Genomic DNA, 16,079 nt, shown 5'->3' with positions numbered 1-16,079 from the left:
AAAAATACTTGTCTATAAGTCAACAGATTATTAAAATTTCAAAAAAATAAGAGCCTAAGCTCTTATTAATTTTTATTTATTAAGATTTCTTTTTATCTTTAGATTTTTTGGAATCTTTACTGTCTTTAGACTTCTTTGAGTCTTTGCTGTCCTTTGACCTCTTACTACTCTTACTACTCTTACTATTATTGTCTTCATCATCGTCATTAGACTTGGAAGAGATCCCTGTACCCACTACTAGGACCTTACTCTTAGGAACATAATAAGATTTTGAAATTTCTTTCTTTTCTACTACTTCTCCGTTTTTTACGACTTCCTTGTAAGTCTTGTAGGAGTAACCATTTTTTCCACTTTCCTTTACCACAGTTTCGCCTTCTGGTATTGAGTCAGAATATGTTGTCTTTACATCTGGGCTTACAACTCCAAGTCTTTCTGGAATTATTTTTACTTTGTAGTCCCTCTCAGCTGAATTTCCCAAAACTTTAAAATCAAGTTTTTGTCCATCGGCTTCAGCCAAGATAATAATTGGATTATTTATATTGTTTTTAAATTTTAAGTCCTTATAACCTCTTGCTACTGCAGCGTCTGTTCCAAGATCAACATAATTAATTGGTCTAGAGTGATTGTGTCTTTCAACAATTTCTAAGTCTGATAGAATTAATGAATTGTATAGGGTTGTAGAAACTTGACAAATTCCTCCGCCAATTCCAGTTTCATATTCTCCACCAACAATAACTGTTGCATTTTTAAAACCCGTAGCTTCACTTATTTCTCCAACAATATTGTTAAAAGAAATTTCATCGCCAGGATTTAATTTCATGTTGTTGAATTTCTCTGAAGCAATTTTTATGTTCTCTTTTCTATTTTTAATTGATGATGAATAATCTGTACTAAAATCACCTAAAACTTTATCAATACCTTGATAATAATCTGATTGAATTTTGGGCTCTGTATCATAAACTGGGAGTTCAATCTTTTCTTCATTAAGCATATCTTTATTGAGAAGTCCCTTTGCTTCATTTAAGTCAAGATACCTGCCCTTTTCTGATTTTGCTATGGTTATGGTCCCATCTTCATTAAAAATTGGGTGAGCGTCAAGAGGTTTTTTGTGGATTTCTCTTGCTAGGTTAGTCAATACAGCATCCTTTTTTCCTTCATCAAAGCTTGAGTCCGCTATAATATTCTTTTTAAAAATTAAACTAGAAACAATATCTAAATAATTAGAAAAAAGTCCCTTACTTCTTCCAATACTATAAGCCTCATTTACAGCATCTTCTAAATTTAAGCTATAACCAAAGTCCTTTAGGGCAATGGGAAAATCTCTATCCCCATATGAAAAATTTATTTTTTTATTGTTAATTCTTTCTTCAGTAATTTTTGAGACTTCTTTTAGTGCTTCATCCTTAGATAAATTAGACACATCAACATCTTCAACTCTTACTCCCCTATGAATTCCTGTGTTTAAAGATTCACTTGTAAAATACATTACGGAGATAAAAATAAGCATCAAAAAAATTGCTATACCTATGAGCACTTTATTATTTATGTTAAAAAACTTATTTCTTAAATTCTTCATTTAAGTCATGTCTCCTCATAATATCTACAAAAATCTTTTATAGGGCAAGCCTGACACTTAGGACTCCTTGCAGTGCAGCATCTTCTTCCGTGGAAAATAAATAAGTGATGGGCCTTAGTCCACCTGTCTCTGTCTATTTTATTTTCCAAGGCTTTTTCTGTCTTTTCTACATTATTTTCGCTGACAAAACCAATTCTATTAGAAACCCTAAAGACATGAGTATCCACAGCTATAGCAGGAACTCCAAAACAAGTTGATGCTACAACATTGGCAGTCTTTTTTCCCACTCCTGGTAGCTTCATTAAATCTTTAATAGTTTCTGGAACTTTGCCATTAAATTCTTCCAATATAACATTTGACGATGCCTTAATGTTCTTTGCCTTATTTCTATAAAGTCCACATTCTTTTACAAGTCCTTCCAAGGTTTTTATATCCATGTTGGCAAAGTCTTCTGGCTTATTGTATTTTTTAAACATCTCTTCAGTTACCTTGTTAACTCTAACATCAGTGCATTGAGCTGATAAAATAGTTGCCACTAAGAGCTCAAAGGGACTCTTGTGTTCGAGTTCACACTTAGCATCTGGATAAGTCTCTTCTAAGACGTCAAGGCACTTGTCGGCCTCATCGTGGCTTAAAATTCCCTTCATCTTTATTCCCCTTAATTTTATAATATTTCTCTGTTAATATTTATAATTTCAATTTCGCTATAGGAATCAAAAAAATTTATCACTTTCTCAATGGTTTCTTCAACAATCTTTTGATCATTAGAAATAGTTGAGAAGGCAATAATAGATTTTTGCCATTTGTCATTTTCTCCAACTTCAGCAATTGAAATATTAAATCTATTTTTTGATTTTTCGATAATACTTTTAACAACAGACCTCTTTGACTTAAGAGAGTTTGCATTAAAAATAAAAATTTCGCAAGTACATATTCCTATTATCATAATAAATATTATAACATGAATATGAAAATATTTTCATATTAAAAGGCTTCTTCTATGCTTAATTCTATATTCTCAATAAAAATTTTATACAAATTAAAAAGCTGCAAATAACATAAGTTACTTACAGCTTAATTTTATTTTAAGATTTCTCTTAATTCCTTGTTGTTTTGTTGTCTAATCTTATTAATTTGTTTTCTCGCTTCGTAGCCTTCAATGATTTTTTTCTCTTCAAGACTTTCTCCAATAATTTCTGGAATCATTCCCGGCTCAGTACCCTTGCACTTAAATGTTAGAAAGCAAAAGGCTGCAAGCTCAGTTTCTCCAGTCATAGGACCTTCTTTAGTAAACTTTGTGAAAACTTCTACAGAAGTATTGCCCACTCCAGAGATAAAAGTTGTTGCTGTCAAAAAGTCTCCTTGGTTAATTGGCCTTAAAAAAGTTAAACTATCACAGGAGATTGTAGCAACTCTCCCCCTTGTGTGTCTTATGGCACAAGTACCAGAGCTGTGGTCTGCTATCTCAAAAAGTCTTGGTCCATAAAGTGTGCCTCCAGTATTTAAGTCTGTTGGCATAACACCGTATGTGAAGACTACCTTTGATTCTGAAACTTTTTTTGAATTAGTAGAGATATTTTGCAACTTCAGCACCTAATCTTGCGTTGTTCTTAACAAGTGCAATGTTAGCTTCAAGAGATTTTCCTTCAGTAACTTCAAGAACCTTAGATAATAGGAATGGAGTTGTTTCCTTTCCATGGATTCCCTTTTCTTCAGCTTCAACTAGAGCTGCTTCAATTGCCTTGTTGATTTTATCTTCGTCCATTGAATCTGCTTCTGGAATTGGATTTGTAAGAAGAATTCCCCCTGTTAAACCAAGATTCCATTGAGTATTTGCTGCTTCTGCTGCTTCTTGAGGTGTTTTAATGTTGTAGTCAACTTTAAATTCAGATTTTCTTGTAAAGAAAGCTGGCATATGATAAGTTTGGTAACCAAATACTGGAACACCCTTTGTTTCAAGATATTCAAGAGTAAGTCCAATATCAAGGATTGATTTACAACCTGCACATACTATCATAATGTCATTTGATGCAAGTTCTTCAAGGTCTCTTGAGATATCAAAAGTTGTTTCAGCGTGTCTGTGAACTCCACCAAGTCCACCAGTAACAAAGATTTTGATTCCAGCAAGTCTTGATGCAATAATAGTTGATGCAACTGTTGTAGCTCCATTAAGTCCACGAGAAACAATATAAGCAAAGTCTCTTCTTGAAGCCTTGATGATGTCCTTTGAAGTTGCCATGAATTCTAATTCTTCTTCGCTAAGACCAATTTTAATCTTTCCACCAATAATTGCAGTTGTTGCAGGAACAGCTCCATTTTCTCTAATGATTTCTTCACAAGCCTTGGCTGTTTCAATATTTTGTGGGTAAGGCATTCCGTGAGAAATAATTGTAGATTCAAGGGCAACTACTGGTTTGCCTTCTTCCATAGCTTTTTTAACTTCGTCACTGTACTCAACATATTTTTTTAGCATTTCATTAGTAATCATAAATTTCTCCTTTTAAATTATTTTCATTCATATCCTTTGAACATGAGTCTGAGCTCATAAGTGTTATCCTAGCTGCTGCTTCTGCTGCAGCCATTCTCTCTTCTATTTCTAAATCATTATAAAGTCCATAAGCATAGCCTGCCATAAAGGCATCTCCTGCTCCACTGGCACTTAATATTTTAACTTCTCTCGGCTTTCTCATCATCTTAAAATCTTTTTCAAAATAATATGATCCTTGGCCTCCAGCAGTTATTACAAGACTTTCTAGGCCCTTACTTATTAGGTCTTCTCCAAGCATATCAATGTTATCAGTTTCCAATCCTGAAAGAGCCTGGGCTTCATAAATATTTACCTTTAAGAAGTAAATCTTTTCTAGCATGTTTTTAATCTTCATTACCTTTTTAGTTGAAACCCCATCTATCAAAAACTTGCCCTTTAAGTTTTTTAGGACATAGTCAAGAGTCTCCTCTTCAAGATTTGTATCCATTATTGTGAATTCAGCATTCTCAATAATTTTTCTGTTTTTCTCAACATAATCCTTGTCAATGTTCTTTATGAGTTCCATGTCTGATATGGCTACATACATATCTCTAGTTTCGTCAAGGATTGCAAGATAGTGTGGAGTGATGCCATCAGTTATTAGAACTCTTGAGCTGTCAACATTTATCCTGTTGAGCTCCGTCAAAATATTCTTGCCGGCATCGTCTCTTCCTACTACTGATAGAAGACTGGTATTAACCCCAAGCCTTGCTAGGTTCTCGCAAATGTTTCTTCCAACACCGCCACTAGAGTATTCAATTTTTCCTGGGTTTGAGTCTCTCTCTTTTAAATTATCAAAGGTTGATCCACTTATATCCATATTGCAGCCACCAAGTATAGCAACATAGGTGTCCTCTCTTAAGATATAACCCCTTCCCAAGATATAACCCGAGGTCATCAGATTATTAATATGGGCAGATACCCCTGACCTTGTGATGTTTAACTCATCAGCAATTTCTTGCTGAGACATTCCAGGATTTTTTTTCAAAAGATTTATAATTTCTTTCTCTCTTGGAGTCAAAAAAATCACCTCTAATCATTTACTTATATTCTAGTCAAATGATTAGAGGTTGTCAATATCTTATAAAAAATTTTCTTGGTTTTTTCTTATCTTATCTTCTTCTCTTGCTTCCCTATAGCATCTTCTACAAAGTGGTTCATATTCTTCTACAGCTCCAAGCTCTACCCTCTTGTCACTCTTGATTTTTCTGTGAGAAACCCAAGCATCGGTTCCACACTTCTTGCAAACTGCATGGTGCTTATTGAGGTAGTCAACCTTTGGCATAAGTTCCTTTACTATTTCAAAAGGTTGAGCCATGTAGTCCATATCAAGTCCTGCTAATACAATAGTAATTCCCATATCGAGAATTTTTTCTAAGTCTTCTAATACAAGTTCAGGCGTGTCACACAAAAATTGTACTTCATCGATTCCAATAACTTGTGGAGAGTATTTTTCTACATAAGCTAAGATTTCATTTATTGATTCAACTTCAACAGCATCAAGGGAAATCTTATCATGTGTTACAATTTCATTTTTAGCATACCTCTTATCCATAAGTGGTTTAAAGGCAACTACCTTGTAATTGGCAATAGAAAATCTCTTTAGGTCCTTTTCCAGTGAACTAGTCTTTCCAGAAAACATAGAACCTGTGTGTAATATCATTCTTCCTCTATACTGATGCATGATCTTATCCCTTATACTCTTCTACTATTGCTTCTTCTATCACTATGTCGTTAACTGGTTTATCCATAAAACCAACTCTAGTCTTGGCAATGTCATCAACTACATCCATTCCCTCAAGAACTTGTCCAAAAACAGAGTGCTTTCCATCCAGCCAAAAAGCTCCTCCCTTTTCTTCGTAGGCCTTTACAATTTCTTCAGGATAACCATTTTCTTCTCCAGCATCTTTCATTTGTGAAATTATATCATCAGAGAGTTTATCCCCTTGCACTATAAAAAATTGAGATCCATTTGTGTTTGGACCAGCGTTAGCCATGGAAAGAGCTCCCCTAAAATTTCTAAAGTTCACATCAAATTCATCCTTAAAAGCTTTCTTCCACTTACTTTCTCCTCCACGACCTGTCCCACTTGGGTCTCCCCCTTGGATCATAAAGTTTTCTATAACCCTGTGAAAAATTATTCCGTCATAGTATTTATCTTCTATAAGTGAAATGAAGTTTTCAACAGCAAGAGGTGCTGCTTCTTCAAATAATCTAATTTTAATATCGCCTTTATTAGTTTTTAATACTGCAATCTTTTCTCCAATTGCAGGTTTTTCAAATTGTTTTAACATTAAATCTCCCTTTCATAAATAACTTTTCATATTAATTCTAAATCCTTGAGTCTTTTTTCGCAAATAATAATAGACTATTGTTAAAAATATTCCCTTTAAAACCGACGATAGGGTCATTGCCAACCATATTCCATTTACGTGGAAGATTGGCATCAATAAAAGAGCCATTGGAATCCTTGACACATTAAATACCATAGAATTTATAGCAGGATACCTTGTTAGCCCAAGTCCATTTAGCATCCCTGTAGTACCAATTTCTAAAGTCATAAAGTATTGCGAAAAAGCTAAAATTTTTAAATAATCTATACCAGCTACAATTGCCTCAGGGTCCTTAGGTATAAAGAGTCTGAATAAATTTTCTGCAAAGAAAAATAAGAGGACTGTAGCAAAAATTCCAATAATATTTACAATTTTCATAGCTTCTCTTCTTCCATCATGGAGTCTTTCATAATTTTTAGCTCCAAAGTTTTGACCAAAAAAGGCAGAGAAGGCAACGGCAAACCCATCGGCAGTCATCCAAGAAATTGATTCAACTTGTGAACCAATGGAATAAACTGCAATGTAAAGAGCACCAAAGCTTGCTATATATCTATTTAGTATCATACTCACTGAAGCATGAATTAAAGACTGGAGTGATGCAGGTAAGCCTAGGTTTAAAATAGATTTAAAGTAAGACCCTTCTGGCATCTTAAAGTAGTTTGTCCTAACAAATATTTCTCTATTTGCTACTCCAATATAAAGATACAATAAGCTAGATACCATCTGAGCAAGGACAGTAGCATAGGCCGCTCCCCTTATTCCCATCTTCGGAAAAATCCCAATTCCAAATATAAAAAAGGGGTCCAAGATTAAATTTATAACCAAGGAAATAATTGAAATCTTAAAGGGTGTAATAGAATTCCCCTTGGCAAAAAAAGCCGAAGATAAAATTGGATTTAAAAAAGTAAAAATTAGTCCTCCACTAACAATTAATAAGTAATCAACTGCCATGGTGTGAACGGATTCTTCAAGCCTATAAAATCCAATAATATTATTTCTCATGCTTATGTATAGGGTCATTAGTCCTATACAAAAAATCAAATTGATTACAAATCCTGCTATCCAAACTTTTTTCGATGACTCATCATCATTTCTCCCAAAGGCCTGAGACAGTCCTACGGAAACTCCTGTCTTGGCAACAAGGGTTATGGCCTGAGCCATCCAAACTAAAAAGGAACAGGCTCCTACAGCAGCAACAGCTTCTGTAGAGAGTCGTCCCAACCACATTAAATCAACAAGAGAATAAGCCATTTGAACAAAGGCCGTTCCCATTAGCGGCAAAGCCATTTTTAATAGGGCAGAAAAAATATTTCCCCTTAGTAAATTGACTTCCCTCATTTATTAACAGTCACCTTGATCTGTAATAATTATTGGACCATCCTTTGTAATTGCAATTTGGTGTTCATATTGAGCTGAAAGAGAGCCGTCCTTTGTCCTTGCAGTCCAACCATTGTCGTCAATAGTGAGTTCCTTCTTACCCATATTTATCATTGGTTCAATAGTAAATACCATTCCCTCTTGGATTCTTAGACCACGACCAGGCTTTCCATAGTGTAGAACTTGTGGGTCTTCGTGCATTTCTTGACCGATTCCATGTCCAACAAATTCTCTTACCACAGAGTAACCATTGTCTTCGGCGTGTTTTTGAACTGCTGCTCCAATATCGCCAAGTCTATTTCCAATTACAGCTTTTTCTATTCCCTTATACATTGCTTCACGAGTTACTTGTAAAAGTTTTTTTGCTTCAGGAGAAACATTGCCCACTTCATAAGACCAAGCTGAATCGGCAAGCCATCCATCCACATTTACAACCATATCAACTGTAATTATGTCTCCATCTTTTAGCTCATATTCAGTTGGAAAACCGTGGCAAATTTCATCATTAACAGATGCACAAACTGAATAAGGATAGCCTTCATAACCCTTTTGTTCAGGATAGGCCCCTCTTTCCTTTAAATAATTTTCCACAAATCTGTCGATTTCAATTGTCTTAACACCTGGCTTTATAAAATCTCTAAGCTTGTGGTGAACATCTGATAAGACCTTGCCAGCAACTTGCATTTTCTTAATTTCATCTTCTGTTTTTATAATTATCATTTTAACTCCTTTACTATTTCACTTAAATCATCATCTCTTAGTGCCCAATCATAGGCATCTGGATTTATTTCTATCGCTGTTATAATCTCTTCTTTGGCCAAGTCATCTCTTCCAAGCAAGTGGAAGGAGCAGGCCTTATTGTAATGGAGATTCACAGACTTTGGAAAATCTATAAGTCCCCTGTTTAATATATCAATAGCAGCTTCATAATCCTTTTCTTCGATATAAATTGCAGACATATTTAAAAATAAAAAGGGATCTTCAAATTTGCTAATGGCATCATAATAATATTTAAGTGCCTGCTTGTTGTCGTCCTTCTTCTTACAAAGTACACCCATATTATATAAGGCTCTACCATAATCTTCTTTAATATATAATGATTTTTTTACATAATTTTCTGCAAGTTCATTTTCATTTAGGACTTCATAGATGGATCCAAGGTCGTTGTAGGCCACAAAGTCAAATTCATCTAAGTCGATAACTTTCTTGAATTCCTCTATAGCAAGCTTACTCTCTCCAAGTTTGTCATAGGCATGAGCTAGATAATAGTGAGCTCTGTCATAGGTATGGTCTAGGTCAATGGCTCTTTTGTAATTTTCTATAGAGTAGTTTGTGTCTCCACCCTCAAAATCATTGGTAATGGCAAGCCCATAATAAGCTCCTGGCATCTCCTTCAAAGCTAAGATCTTATCAAAATAATTTTTTGCTTCTTCATAAGCTTCTTTCTTTAGATAAATATCAGCTAACTCAAAGTAAACTGAAATTCTTTCATCTAGGTCTTTCTCAGATGTAAAGTTAAGAGACTTTAATAAGAGGTCCTCAGCCTTATCATAGTCGCCATCTATTAAAAAGTCTTCTGCTAAAATTAAATAGTTTTTAAATTTTAAGTCCATTAAAAAACCTCAATTCCTATTCTATTATATAGTATTTTTTTCAATTTCATATACATAGAAATAATTTTTAATTAAATATATAATGAATGTGGTGATAAACGTGAGAAGATTTTTATCCTTTAATGATTTTTTTAAGGAATACTTTGGTGGCAAGACTGTCAAGCTTTCTCTTGATGGAGGATTTTCATGTCCCAATAGAGATGGCAGACTTTCAGAGACTGGTTGCATCTTTTGTTCCGACGAAGGCAGTGGAGAATTTGCTGGTTCAAAGTCTCTCAGTATTGGTGACCAAATAAAGTCTCAAAAAGAGTTTTTAAAAAACAAATGGAAGGCTGACAACTACATAGCCTACTTTCAAAATTTTACAAATACCTATGGGTCTTTAGATAATTTAAAAAAAATTTATAATCAAGTTGCAGACCGTGACGATATAAGAGGTATCTCTATTGCAACTAGGTGTGATTGTCTTGATGATGAGAAAATCCAGTATTTAAAAGAAATCTCTAAGAAGAAAACTTTGTGGCTTGAACTTGGAATGCAGACAGTTAATGAAGATACAATCAAACTAATTAACCGTGGCTACTCCCACAAGCTTTTCGATGAAACTATAAATAAATTAAAGGATGCTAATATTTTATTTTTAATTCATGCTATCTTTGGCCTTCCCTATGAAGATCAAGGGGACTTCGAGAAAACAATTAATTACATAAAAGACATTGCACCCTTTGGAGTAAAGTTTCACAACTTATACATCTTGAAGGATTCTCAAATATATAAACTTTACAAAAATAAAAATTTTAAAATCCTAACAAAAGATGAATATGTGGAACTTATTCTTAGAGCCCTAGATGGGATTGACAAGAAAACTGTAGTCCATAGGATAAGTGGTGACCCACCAAAATCAAAGCTTTATGAACCTAAATGGTGTGCTGACAAGTTGTCTGTGATTTCACAAATTGACAAAGCTTTAAAGGAAAATAATAGAAAAATAATTTCTCAAGAGGAGATTATAAAAATTGTAAATTATTGGAAGGAGAAAGATAGGGCTTTTACCCAGCCTTCTTAAATTTTCCCTCCCACTAGTGTATAATGTATAAAGATATAGCGACTAAATAAATTTATGGATAAAAGGAGAAACATGAAAAATATTTCTAGAGATATAATAAAAAAATATAATGTTAAGTTTGTAATTCTTGGTTCCGATGAAAATGCCTATGGGATAGCTCGTATTTTAAATGACAACTACGGTCTAATCTCTACAGTTTTTTGTCAAAAGCCCCTTCCTGCTACAGACAATTCGAAAATCCTTGATAGGAAGATTATAGAAAATTTTTCTAACAACGAAGTTTTTGTCAGTGAAATGATAAAATTTGCTGAAGCAAATAAGGATGCCAGCCTAATTACAATTCCTTGTGGAGATGAATACTCTAAGCTACTTTCAAACAATAAGGAAAAAATAAAGGATTATTACAAGTTCAACACACCATCTACTGACTTAAATGACAGACTTGAAAATAAAATCGACTTTTATAACTCCTGCGAAGAACTTGGCATTCCCTATCCTAAATTTGCAATAATAAATTCTTCTAAGGAAATAGAAGGTCTTGACCTACAGTTCCCACTTATACTTAAACCTAACGATTCTATATCCTATGTAAAATTATCTTTTCCAAACAAGTATAAGGTCTATACAATTTATGACTATGCAGAACTTGAATCAGTTGTAAAAACAATTTACGACGACAACCACTATGAAGGTACCATGCTTGTCCAAGAATTTATTCCTGGTCCTGCATCAAACCAAGCTTCCTTTAACGTCTACTGTGACAAGAATGGAAAAGTTAGGATGATGGTTTATGGTCAAATTCTTCTTGCAGATCCACTTCCACTTAGGATTGGAAATAACGACGCAATTTACACAAGAAATATGCCTGAACTTTATAAGTTCTATAGGGAAAAGTTAGAGTCAATTCACTACACTGGTTATTCAAACATAGACTTAAAATACGATCCACGTGACAACACCTTTAAGGCCTTTGAAATGAATCTTAGACTTCCTCAAAGTCATTACTTCATGGCTGCTGGTGGCGTAAATGTCCTTGATTTTTATATTCGTGACCTCTTAGACCTTGGCTTTGAAGAAGAAGTTTACTACCACAAGGAAACTTCAAAAATTTGGATGAATGCCCATCCAAAACTTTTAAAAGAGTACACAAATGAAAAGTACCACAAGACTATTGATGAGCTTTTAAAGAATGGCTACGAATTTACAATTAACAACAAGAAAGACTTTAGCATTAGCAGAAAGATTACTTATCTAAAGAGAAAGTATGGATCTATAAAGCATTACAAAATGTATTATAAGTTAGAGAAATAAAAAATTGCCAGCTTCTTTTAGGGGAGCTGGTTTTTCTTTGCAGTAAGTTTTATGTAATTAATTACTAAATTTTAATTTTCATTTCCAATACTTATTCCTTCAAAAATTTTTTATAAAAAGAAAAACCCAGGCTTTTTAAAGCTTGGGTTTCTATTTAATCTCTTGACTGAATGATAAAGGCTGAGCCCTGATTAATTTTTATAGTGGCACTATCTCCCACCATTTCATTGCTAACTCCCCTACTAGGATTTTCTGAATTAATTTCAAGGTCCTCTACTTCATAATAGAGTCCCTTAGTTGTAAAGTTCATCCTATCACCAGCATTTATTAAAGAAAAATATTTTTTATTGGTTCTCACAAAGTCGTAAGAACCTTCTTCTACATAAATAACTTCATTGTAGTCGTCTTCTATCTTTGCACTTATTCCTTTTTTATATAATTTTTTAAGGTTCAATAAATTTGCAAGTTCGTGGTCAAGTCTTGTTCCCAAAGCTCCAAGAATTACAATATCCTTATAGCCCTCATCAACTAAGTAAGACAGGGCGAGCTCTGTGTCAGTGAAGTCTTTTTTGGCAGGAAACTTTTTTACTTCTATCTTGTGTTCCTTAATATAATCTAAAGCTTCCTCTCCAATAGAATCAAGATCTCCCAAGAGTATATCAGCTCCTAGGTCATACTTCATAAGAAGTCTTGCACCACCATCTGCTACAATTATAAACCTGTCTGGATACTTTTCTATTAATTCTTTAGAAACTTGCCTACCAGCAGAAATTAAAAGTGCTTTTTTCATAAGAGTTCCTTAAAGGCCTTTATGTTTTCTCTAGTTTTGTCTTTTTGAAAAATTGCAGAGCCAGCAACAAGTATGTCTGCTCCAGCAGCTAGAACTTCCTTTGCGTTGTCTAGCTTGACACCGCCGTCAACTTCTATTAAGGTATTGATATTTCTTTCTTCAATCATCTTCTTAACTTCAGAAATTTTTCTAAGTGCAGATGGAATGAATTTTTGTCCCCCAAAACCCGGGTTAACGCTCATGATTAAAACTAGGTCTAGCTTGTCCAAAGTATAGTCTAAGACTTCAAGACTATCTGATGGATTTAGGGCAAGTCCTGCCTTCATACCATGAGACTTAATAAGTGAAAGAGTCCTATCAAGATGCTTTGTTGTGCTTGGATGGATAGTTATAATGTCAGAGCCTGCATTTTTAAAATCCTCAATAAAATTTTCTGGTCTTTCAATCATTAGGTGGGTGTCAAAGGGAATATCTGTTAAGGGTCTCAAGGATTTTACAATACCAGGACCATAGGAAATATTTGGCACGTAGTTGCCATCCATGATATCAAGGTGAAGAAAGTCAACTCGTTCTTCCTTTAGTATCTTAATTTCTTTTTCTAAATTTGTAAAATCTGCTGAGAGTAGTGATGGTGAAATCATTAGTATTCTCCTTTGCTTTTTAATTCTTCAAAAATGTATAAGTAGTTTTCATATCTTTCTTTTTCAATTTTTCCAGCTTCAAGAGCTTCCTTTACTCCACACTGTGGTTCTCTTATGTGGTTACAGTTGTTAAACTTGCAAGATGAATATTTTTCAAATTCTCTAAAATAATTTTTTAATTCGTCGCTATTAATATTTAAGCTCAAGGAAGAAAATCCTGGCGTGTCAAAGATATAAAGGTCATCCTTGAATAGGATTTCTGTGTGTCTTGTTGTGTGCTTTCCTCTTCTCGTCTTGTCAGAAACTTTTCCAACTTCTACGTCCTTGTCTAATATCCTAGAAGTAATAGTTGACTTGCCTGCACCACTGACGCCACATAAGGCAACAGTTTTTCCCCTTATATAATCTCTTAAGTCCTCTATGGAGTTATCCTTATTTGAAATCATAAAAGTTTTAAATCCAGAGTTTTTGTATATGTTTGCTAGTTTCTCACTTTCTTTCCTATCGAGGTCACACTTATTTATGACAATTGCCACATCTATGCCTTGGTCCTCTGCCTGGATAATAGTCTTATCTATTGTCATTAAATTATATTTTGGATCCATAACAGGAACAACAACTAAAGCCATGTCAACATTGGCAACCTTTGGCCTTGTGAGCATATTTTTTCTGGGATATACTTTTTCAATATATCCCAGAGTCTTTTCTTCAAACTTAAATTCTACATTGTCACCAACTATAGGATCTACCTTAGAATGTCTAAAATTTCCTCTCGCTCTTGTTTCATAAACTTGTCCCTCAGCAAGAATATAGTAGAAGCCACCAGTTAGTTTTATTATCTTTCCAATCATTATCTTATCTTCTCTGTTTTTACAAGGTTGCCATCAACATAAATGTTGTATTCGCCAGGCCCAATAAGTTCAACGCTAGCAACATCTCCAGCTTCAACATTGTAGTTCCAAACAGTTTGACCACCAGTTTTATTTCCACTTCCATCTTTTACCCTGTCTGCAGAAACCTTGTGGCTTTCGCCGTCATCAGGCACCTTAACCTTTATATGGTTTACCTTGTTAAAATTATCTTCTTTGTTGCTTTCATCGCTATTCTTATCATCATTTCTATCTTCATCTTCAACTTTTGGTCCCTTGGAAATATAAAGTGTAACAGTAGAACCCTTTTCTACACTTGTTTTTGCCTTTGGATCCATGTCATAAACTTGACCTTCAGAAACCTTGTTACTATGTCCATTTTCTATAACTACAGTAAGTCCAAAACTCTTTAGTTGATTTACAACAACATCTTGATCCATTCCCTTGTAGTCGCTTAGGACAACAGGAGTCTTATCTTGTCCCTTAGAGACAATAAGTTTAACCGCTGTTCCTCTTTTTACAGAGTAACCTCCATCAGGGTTTGAATAAATTACCTTGCCTTCTTCAACAGTGTCATTAAATTCTTCTTCTACAGAACCTAGTTTTAATGAATTTTCTTCGAGTAGTTTTTTAGCTTCTTCTTCTGATAAACCCTTAAGTGGTGGAACTGGTACAGAATCTGGAAGTTCATTAATCTCAAGGGTAATTGTTGTTCCCTTCTCAACTGAAGTTCCTTCTTCTGGATTTTGTCCTAATACCACACCATCAGGTTCCTTTTCATTTTCCACCGTATTTACATCCAAGACTAAGCCCTGAGCCTCTATAAGTTCTTTAGCCTCTTCTCTTGTCTTCCCAATGTAATTTTCAACAGCAATTTTTTCAACAACATCGCCTGACTTCATTCCCTTTATTGCCTTTGGTACTACATATATTAAAAGAGCAATGATTACGATAGCTGAGAATATACCTAGTAGGGCTGGAGCTACAGATTTTTTCTTTTTAACAAGCTTCTTAGGTTTATTTGGTCTTTTAGCATCAAGATTATTTGAATGATTCCTATTAGGTCTTCTGTTAATAGGAGGTGTGACAAAGGCAGTATTGTCATCTTCCTCATAAACTCTATTTACTGAAAAAGTCCTTGCTCCCATAGTGTAATCTTTAATGTCTTTAATGAGTTCAAAGACGTCCTTATACCTGTGGTCCGGATCCTTTTCTGTCATTTTTAAAACTAAGGCATCAACTGATGGGTCGAGACTCTTTATAAATTCAGAAGGCCTTGGCATCTGAGATTGCACTTGCATTAGGGCAACTGATACTGGATTGTCTGCATCAAAAGGCAACCTTCCTGTTAACATTTCAAAGAGTACTATACCCAATGAATAAATGTCAGACCTGTTGTCTACTTTTGCACCCCTCGCTTGTTCAGGTGAAAAATAGTGAACAGAACCCATAACGGCATTTGTTGCTGTAACAGTTGTGTTGTCTGCCACTCTCGCTATTCCAAAGTCTGTAACCTTTATCCTGTCGTCTCTTGTTACCATAATGTTTTGAGATTTTATATCTCTATGGACTATGTGCTTAGAGTGAGCAACCTTTAAAGCTTCAGCAATTTGTATACAGTAGTTTAAAGCTCTCTTTTCAGAAAGTCTTCCCTCATCATTAATCAAGTCCTTAAGAGTTTTCCCATCAATATATTCCATTACAATATAGTGGACTTCCTTATCTTGGATTTTTTCAGTTCCAACATCGTAAATGCTAACTATATTTGGGTGAGAGATACTTGCTGCCGCAAGAGACTCCCTCTTAAATTTTCTTATAAAGTTGTTATCTTCGTTATATTCTAATTTTAGAACCTTAATGGCAACTATTCTATCAAGTTTGCTGTCATGAGCCTTAAAAACATTGCCCATACCGCCAGTGCCAATTTTTTCTAATATTTCGTATCTATTACCTAAAATTTTATTAATCATTGCCCA

17 protein-coding genes are annotated in these 16,079 nt (G+C 34.3%); 2 read left to right on the top strand and 15 right to left on the bottom strand.

All coding sequences use genetic code 11. The features are described 5' to 3' along the window. Positions 1 to 79: 79 nt before the first annotated feature. The 11 genes from M9426_RS08570 to M9426_RS08520 all read right to left on the bottom strand — a co-directional run bounded on the left by M9426_RS08570 (position 80) and on the right by M9426_RS08520 (position 9,426). Positions 80 to 1,576, bottom strand: a complete 1,497-nt coding sequence (locus tag M9426_RS08570; protein ID WP_250341989.1) for a VanW family protein — start codon at positions 1,574 to 1,576, stop codon at positions 80 to 82. 5 nt (positions 1,577 to 1,581) lie between these two features. After that, a complete protein-coding gene (gene nth / locus M9426_RS08565) occupies positions 1,582 to 2,223 on the bottom strand; it encodes an endonuclease III (protein ID WP_250341988.1) in 642 nt (213 codons plus the stop codon). Positions 2,224 to 2,240: 17 nt separating this feature from the next. Continuing rightward, positions 2,241 to 2,522: a DUF503 domain-containing protein gene (locus M9426_RS08560; protein WP_250341987.1), complete on the bottom strand. Its 282-nt coding sequence runs from the start codon at positions 2,520 to 2,522 to the stop codon at positions 2,241 to 2,243. 134 nt (positions 2,523 to 2,656) lie between these two features. Next, positions 2,657 to 3,169, bottom strand: a complete 513-nt coding sequence (locus M9426_RS08555; protein ID WP_250341986.1) for an acyl-CoA thioesterase — start codon at positions 3,167 to 3,169, stop codon at positions 2,657 to 2,659. Then, positions 3,141 to 4,064, bottom strand: a complete 924-nt coding sequence (locus M9426_RS08550) for a pseudouridine-5'-phosphate glycosidase (protein WP_250341985.1) — start codon at positions 4,062 to 4,064, stop codon at positions 3,141 to 3,143. The genes M9426_RS08555 and M9426_RS08550 overlap by 29 nt, the downstream gene beginning before the upstream one ends. Beyond that, entirely contained in the window at positions 4,054 to 5,133 is a 1,080-nt protein-coding gene (locus M9426_RS08545) for a carbohydrate kinase (RefSeq protein WP_250341984.1), read from the bottom strand. The genes M9426_RS08550 and M9426_RS08545 overlap by 11 nt, the downstream gene beginning before the upstream one ends. A 51-nt stretch (positions 5,134 to 5,184) precedes the next feature. Continuing rightward, entirely contained in the window at positions 5,185 to 5,787 is a 603-nt protein-coding gene (locus tag M9426_RS08540) for a thymidine kinase (protein WP_060800124.1), read from the bottom strand. 4 nt (positions 5,788 to 5,791) lie between these two features. Beyond that, entirely contained in the window at positions 5,792 to 6,397 is a 606-nt protein-coding gene (locus tag M9426_RS08535; protein WP_250341983.1) for a peptidylprolyl isomerase, read from the bottom strand. Positions 6,398 to 6,409: 12 nt separating this feature from the next. Continuing rightward, positions 6,410 to 7,774, bottom strand: a complete 1,365-nt coding sequence (locus tag M9426_RS08530) for an MATE family efflux transporter (RefSeq protein ID WP_250341982.1) — start codon at positions 7,772 to 7,774, stop codon at positions 6,410 to 6,412. Positions 7,775 to 7,777: 3 nt separating this feature from the next. After that, positions 7,778 to 8,533 carry a type I methionyl aminopeptidase gene (gene map / locus M9426_RS08525; RefSeq protein WP_005956859.1) on the bottom strand — a complete coding sequence of 252 codons (756 nt, stop codon included), beginning with the start codon at positions 8,531 to 8,533 and terminating at the stop codon, positions 7,778 to 7,780. Then, entirely contained in the window at positions 8,530 to 9,426 is an 897-nt protein-coding gene (locus M9426_RS08520; RefSeq protein ID WP_250341981.1) for a tetratricopeptide repeat protein, read from the bottom strand. Before M9426_RS08520 ends, map begins: the two co-directional genes overlap by 4 nt. Before the next feature lie 100 nt (positions 9,427 to 9,526). On the opposite strand from M9426_RS08520, the gene mnmL reads away from it, so the two are divergent. Continuing rightward, complete coding sequence (gene mnmL, locus M9426_RS08515; protein WP_250341980.1) at positions 9,527 to 10,492, top strand: tRNA modification radical SAM protein MnmL/YtqA; 966 nt, start codon at positions 9,527 to 9,529, stop codon at positions 10,490 to 10,492. A 72-nt stretch (positions 10,493 to 10,564) separates the two neighbouring features. Then, on the top strand, positions 10,565 to 11,803 hold the full coding sequence (locus M9426_RS08510; RefSeq protein WP_250341979.1) for a carboxylate--amine ligase: 1,239 nt from the start codon (positions 10,565 to 10,567) through the stop codon (positions 11,801 to 11,803). Positions 11,804 to 11,957: 154 nt separating this feature from the next. On the opposite strand, the gene M9426_RS08505 is transcribed toward M9426_RS08510, so the two are convergent. From M9426_RS08505 to pknB, 4 genes are read right to left on the bottom strand one after another with little or no spacing between them, the layout of a single operon-like run. Further along, complete coding sequence (locus M9426_RS08505; protein WP_250341978.1) at positions 11,958 to 12,593, bottom strand: thiamine diphosphokinase; 636 nt, start codon at positions 12,591 to 12,593, stop codon at positions 11,958 to 11,960. Further along, a complete protein-coding gene (gene rpe / locus M9426_RS08500) occupies positions 12,590 to 13,234 on the bottom strand; it encodes a ribulose-phosphate 3-epimerase (protein WP_250341977.1) in 645 nt (214 codons plus the stop codon). Before rpe ends, M9426_RS08505 begins: the two co-directional genes overlap by 4 nt. Beyond that, a complete protein-coding gene (gene rsgA, locus M9426_RS08495; protein WP_250341976.1) occupies positions 13,234 to 14,085 on the bottom strand; it encodes a ribosome small subunit-dependent GTPase A in 852 nt (283 codons plus the stop codon). The genes rpe and rsgA overlap by 1 nt, the downstream gene beginning before the upstream one ends. Further along, entirely contained in the window at positions 14,085 to 16,073 is a 1,989-nt protein-coding gene (pknB, locus tag M9426_RS08490; protein ID WP_250341975.1) for a Stk1 family PASTA domain-containing Ser/Thr kinase, read from the bottom strand. The genes rsgA and pknB overlap by 1 nt, the downstream gene beginning before the upstream one ends. Positions 16,074 to 16,079: the final 6 nt, after the last annotated feature.

The sequence above is a fragment of the Peptoniphilus genitalis genome, assembly GCF_023614525.1.
In the GTDB taxonomy this organism is placed as follows: Bacteria; Bacillota; Clostridia; order Tissierellales; family Peptoniphilaceae; genus Peptoniphilus_A; species Peptoniphilus_A genitalis.
This window is presented reverse-complemented; position numbering and strand designations above follow the sequence as displayed.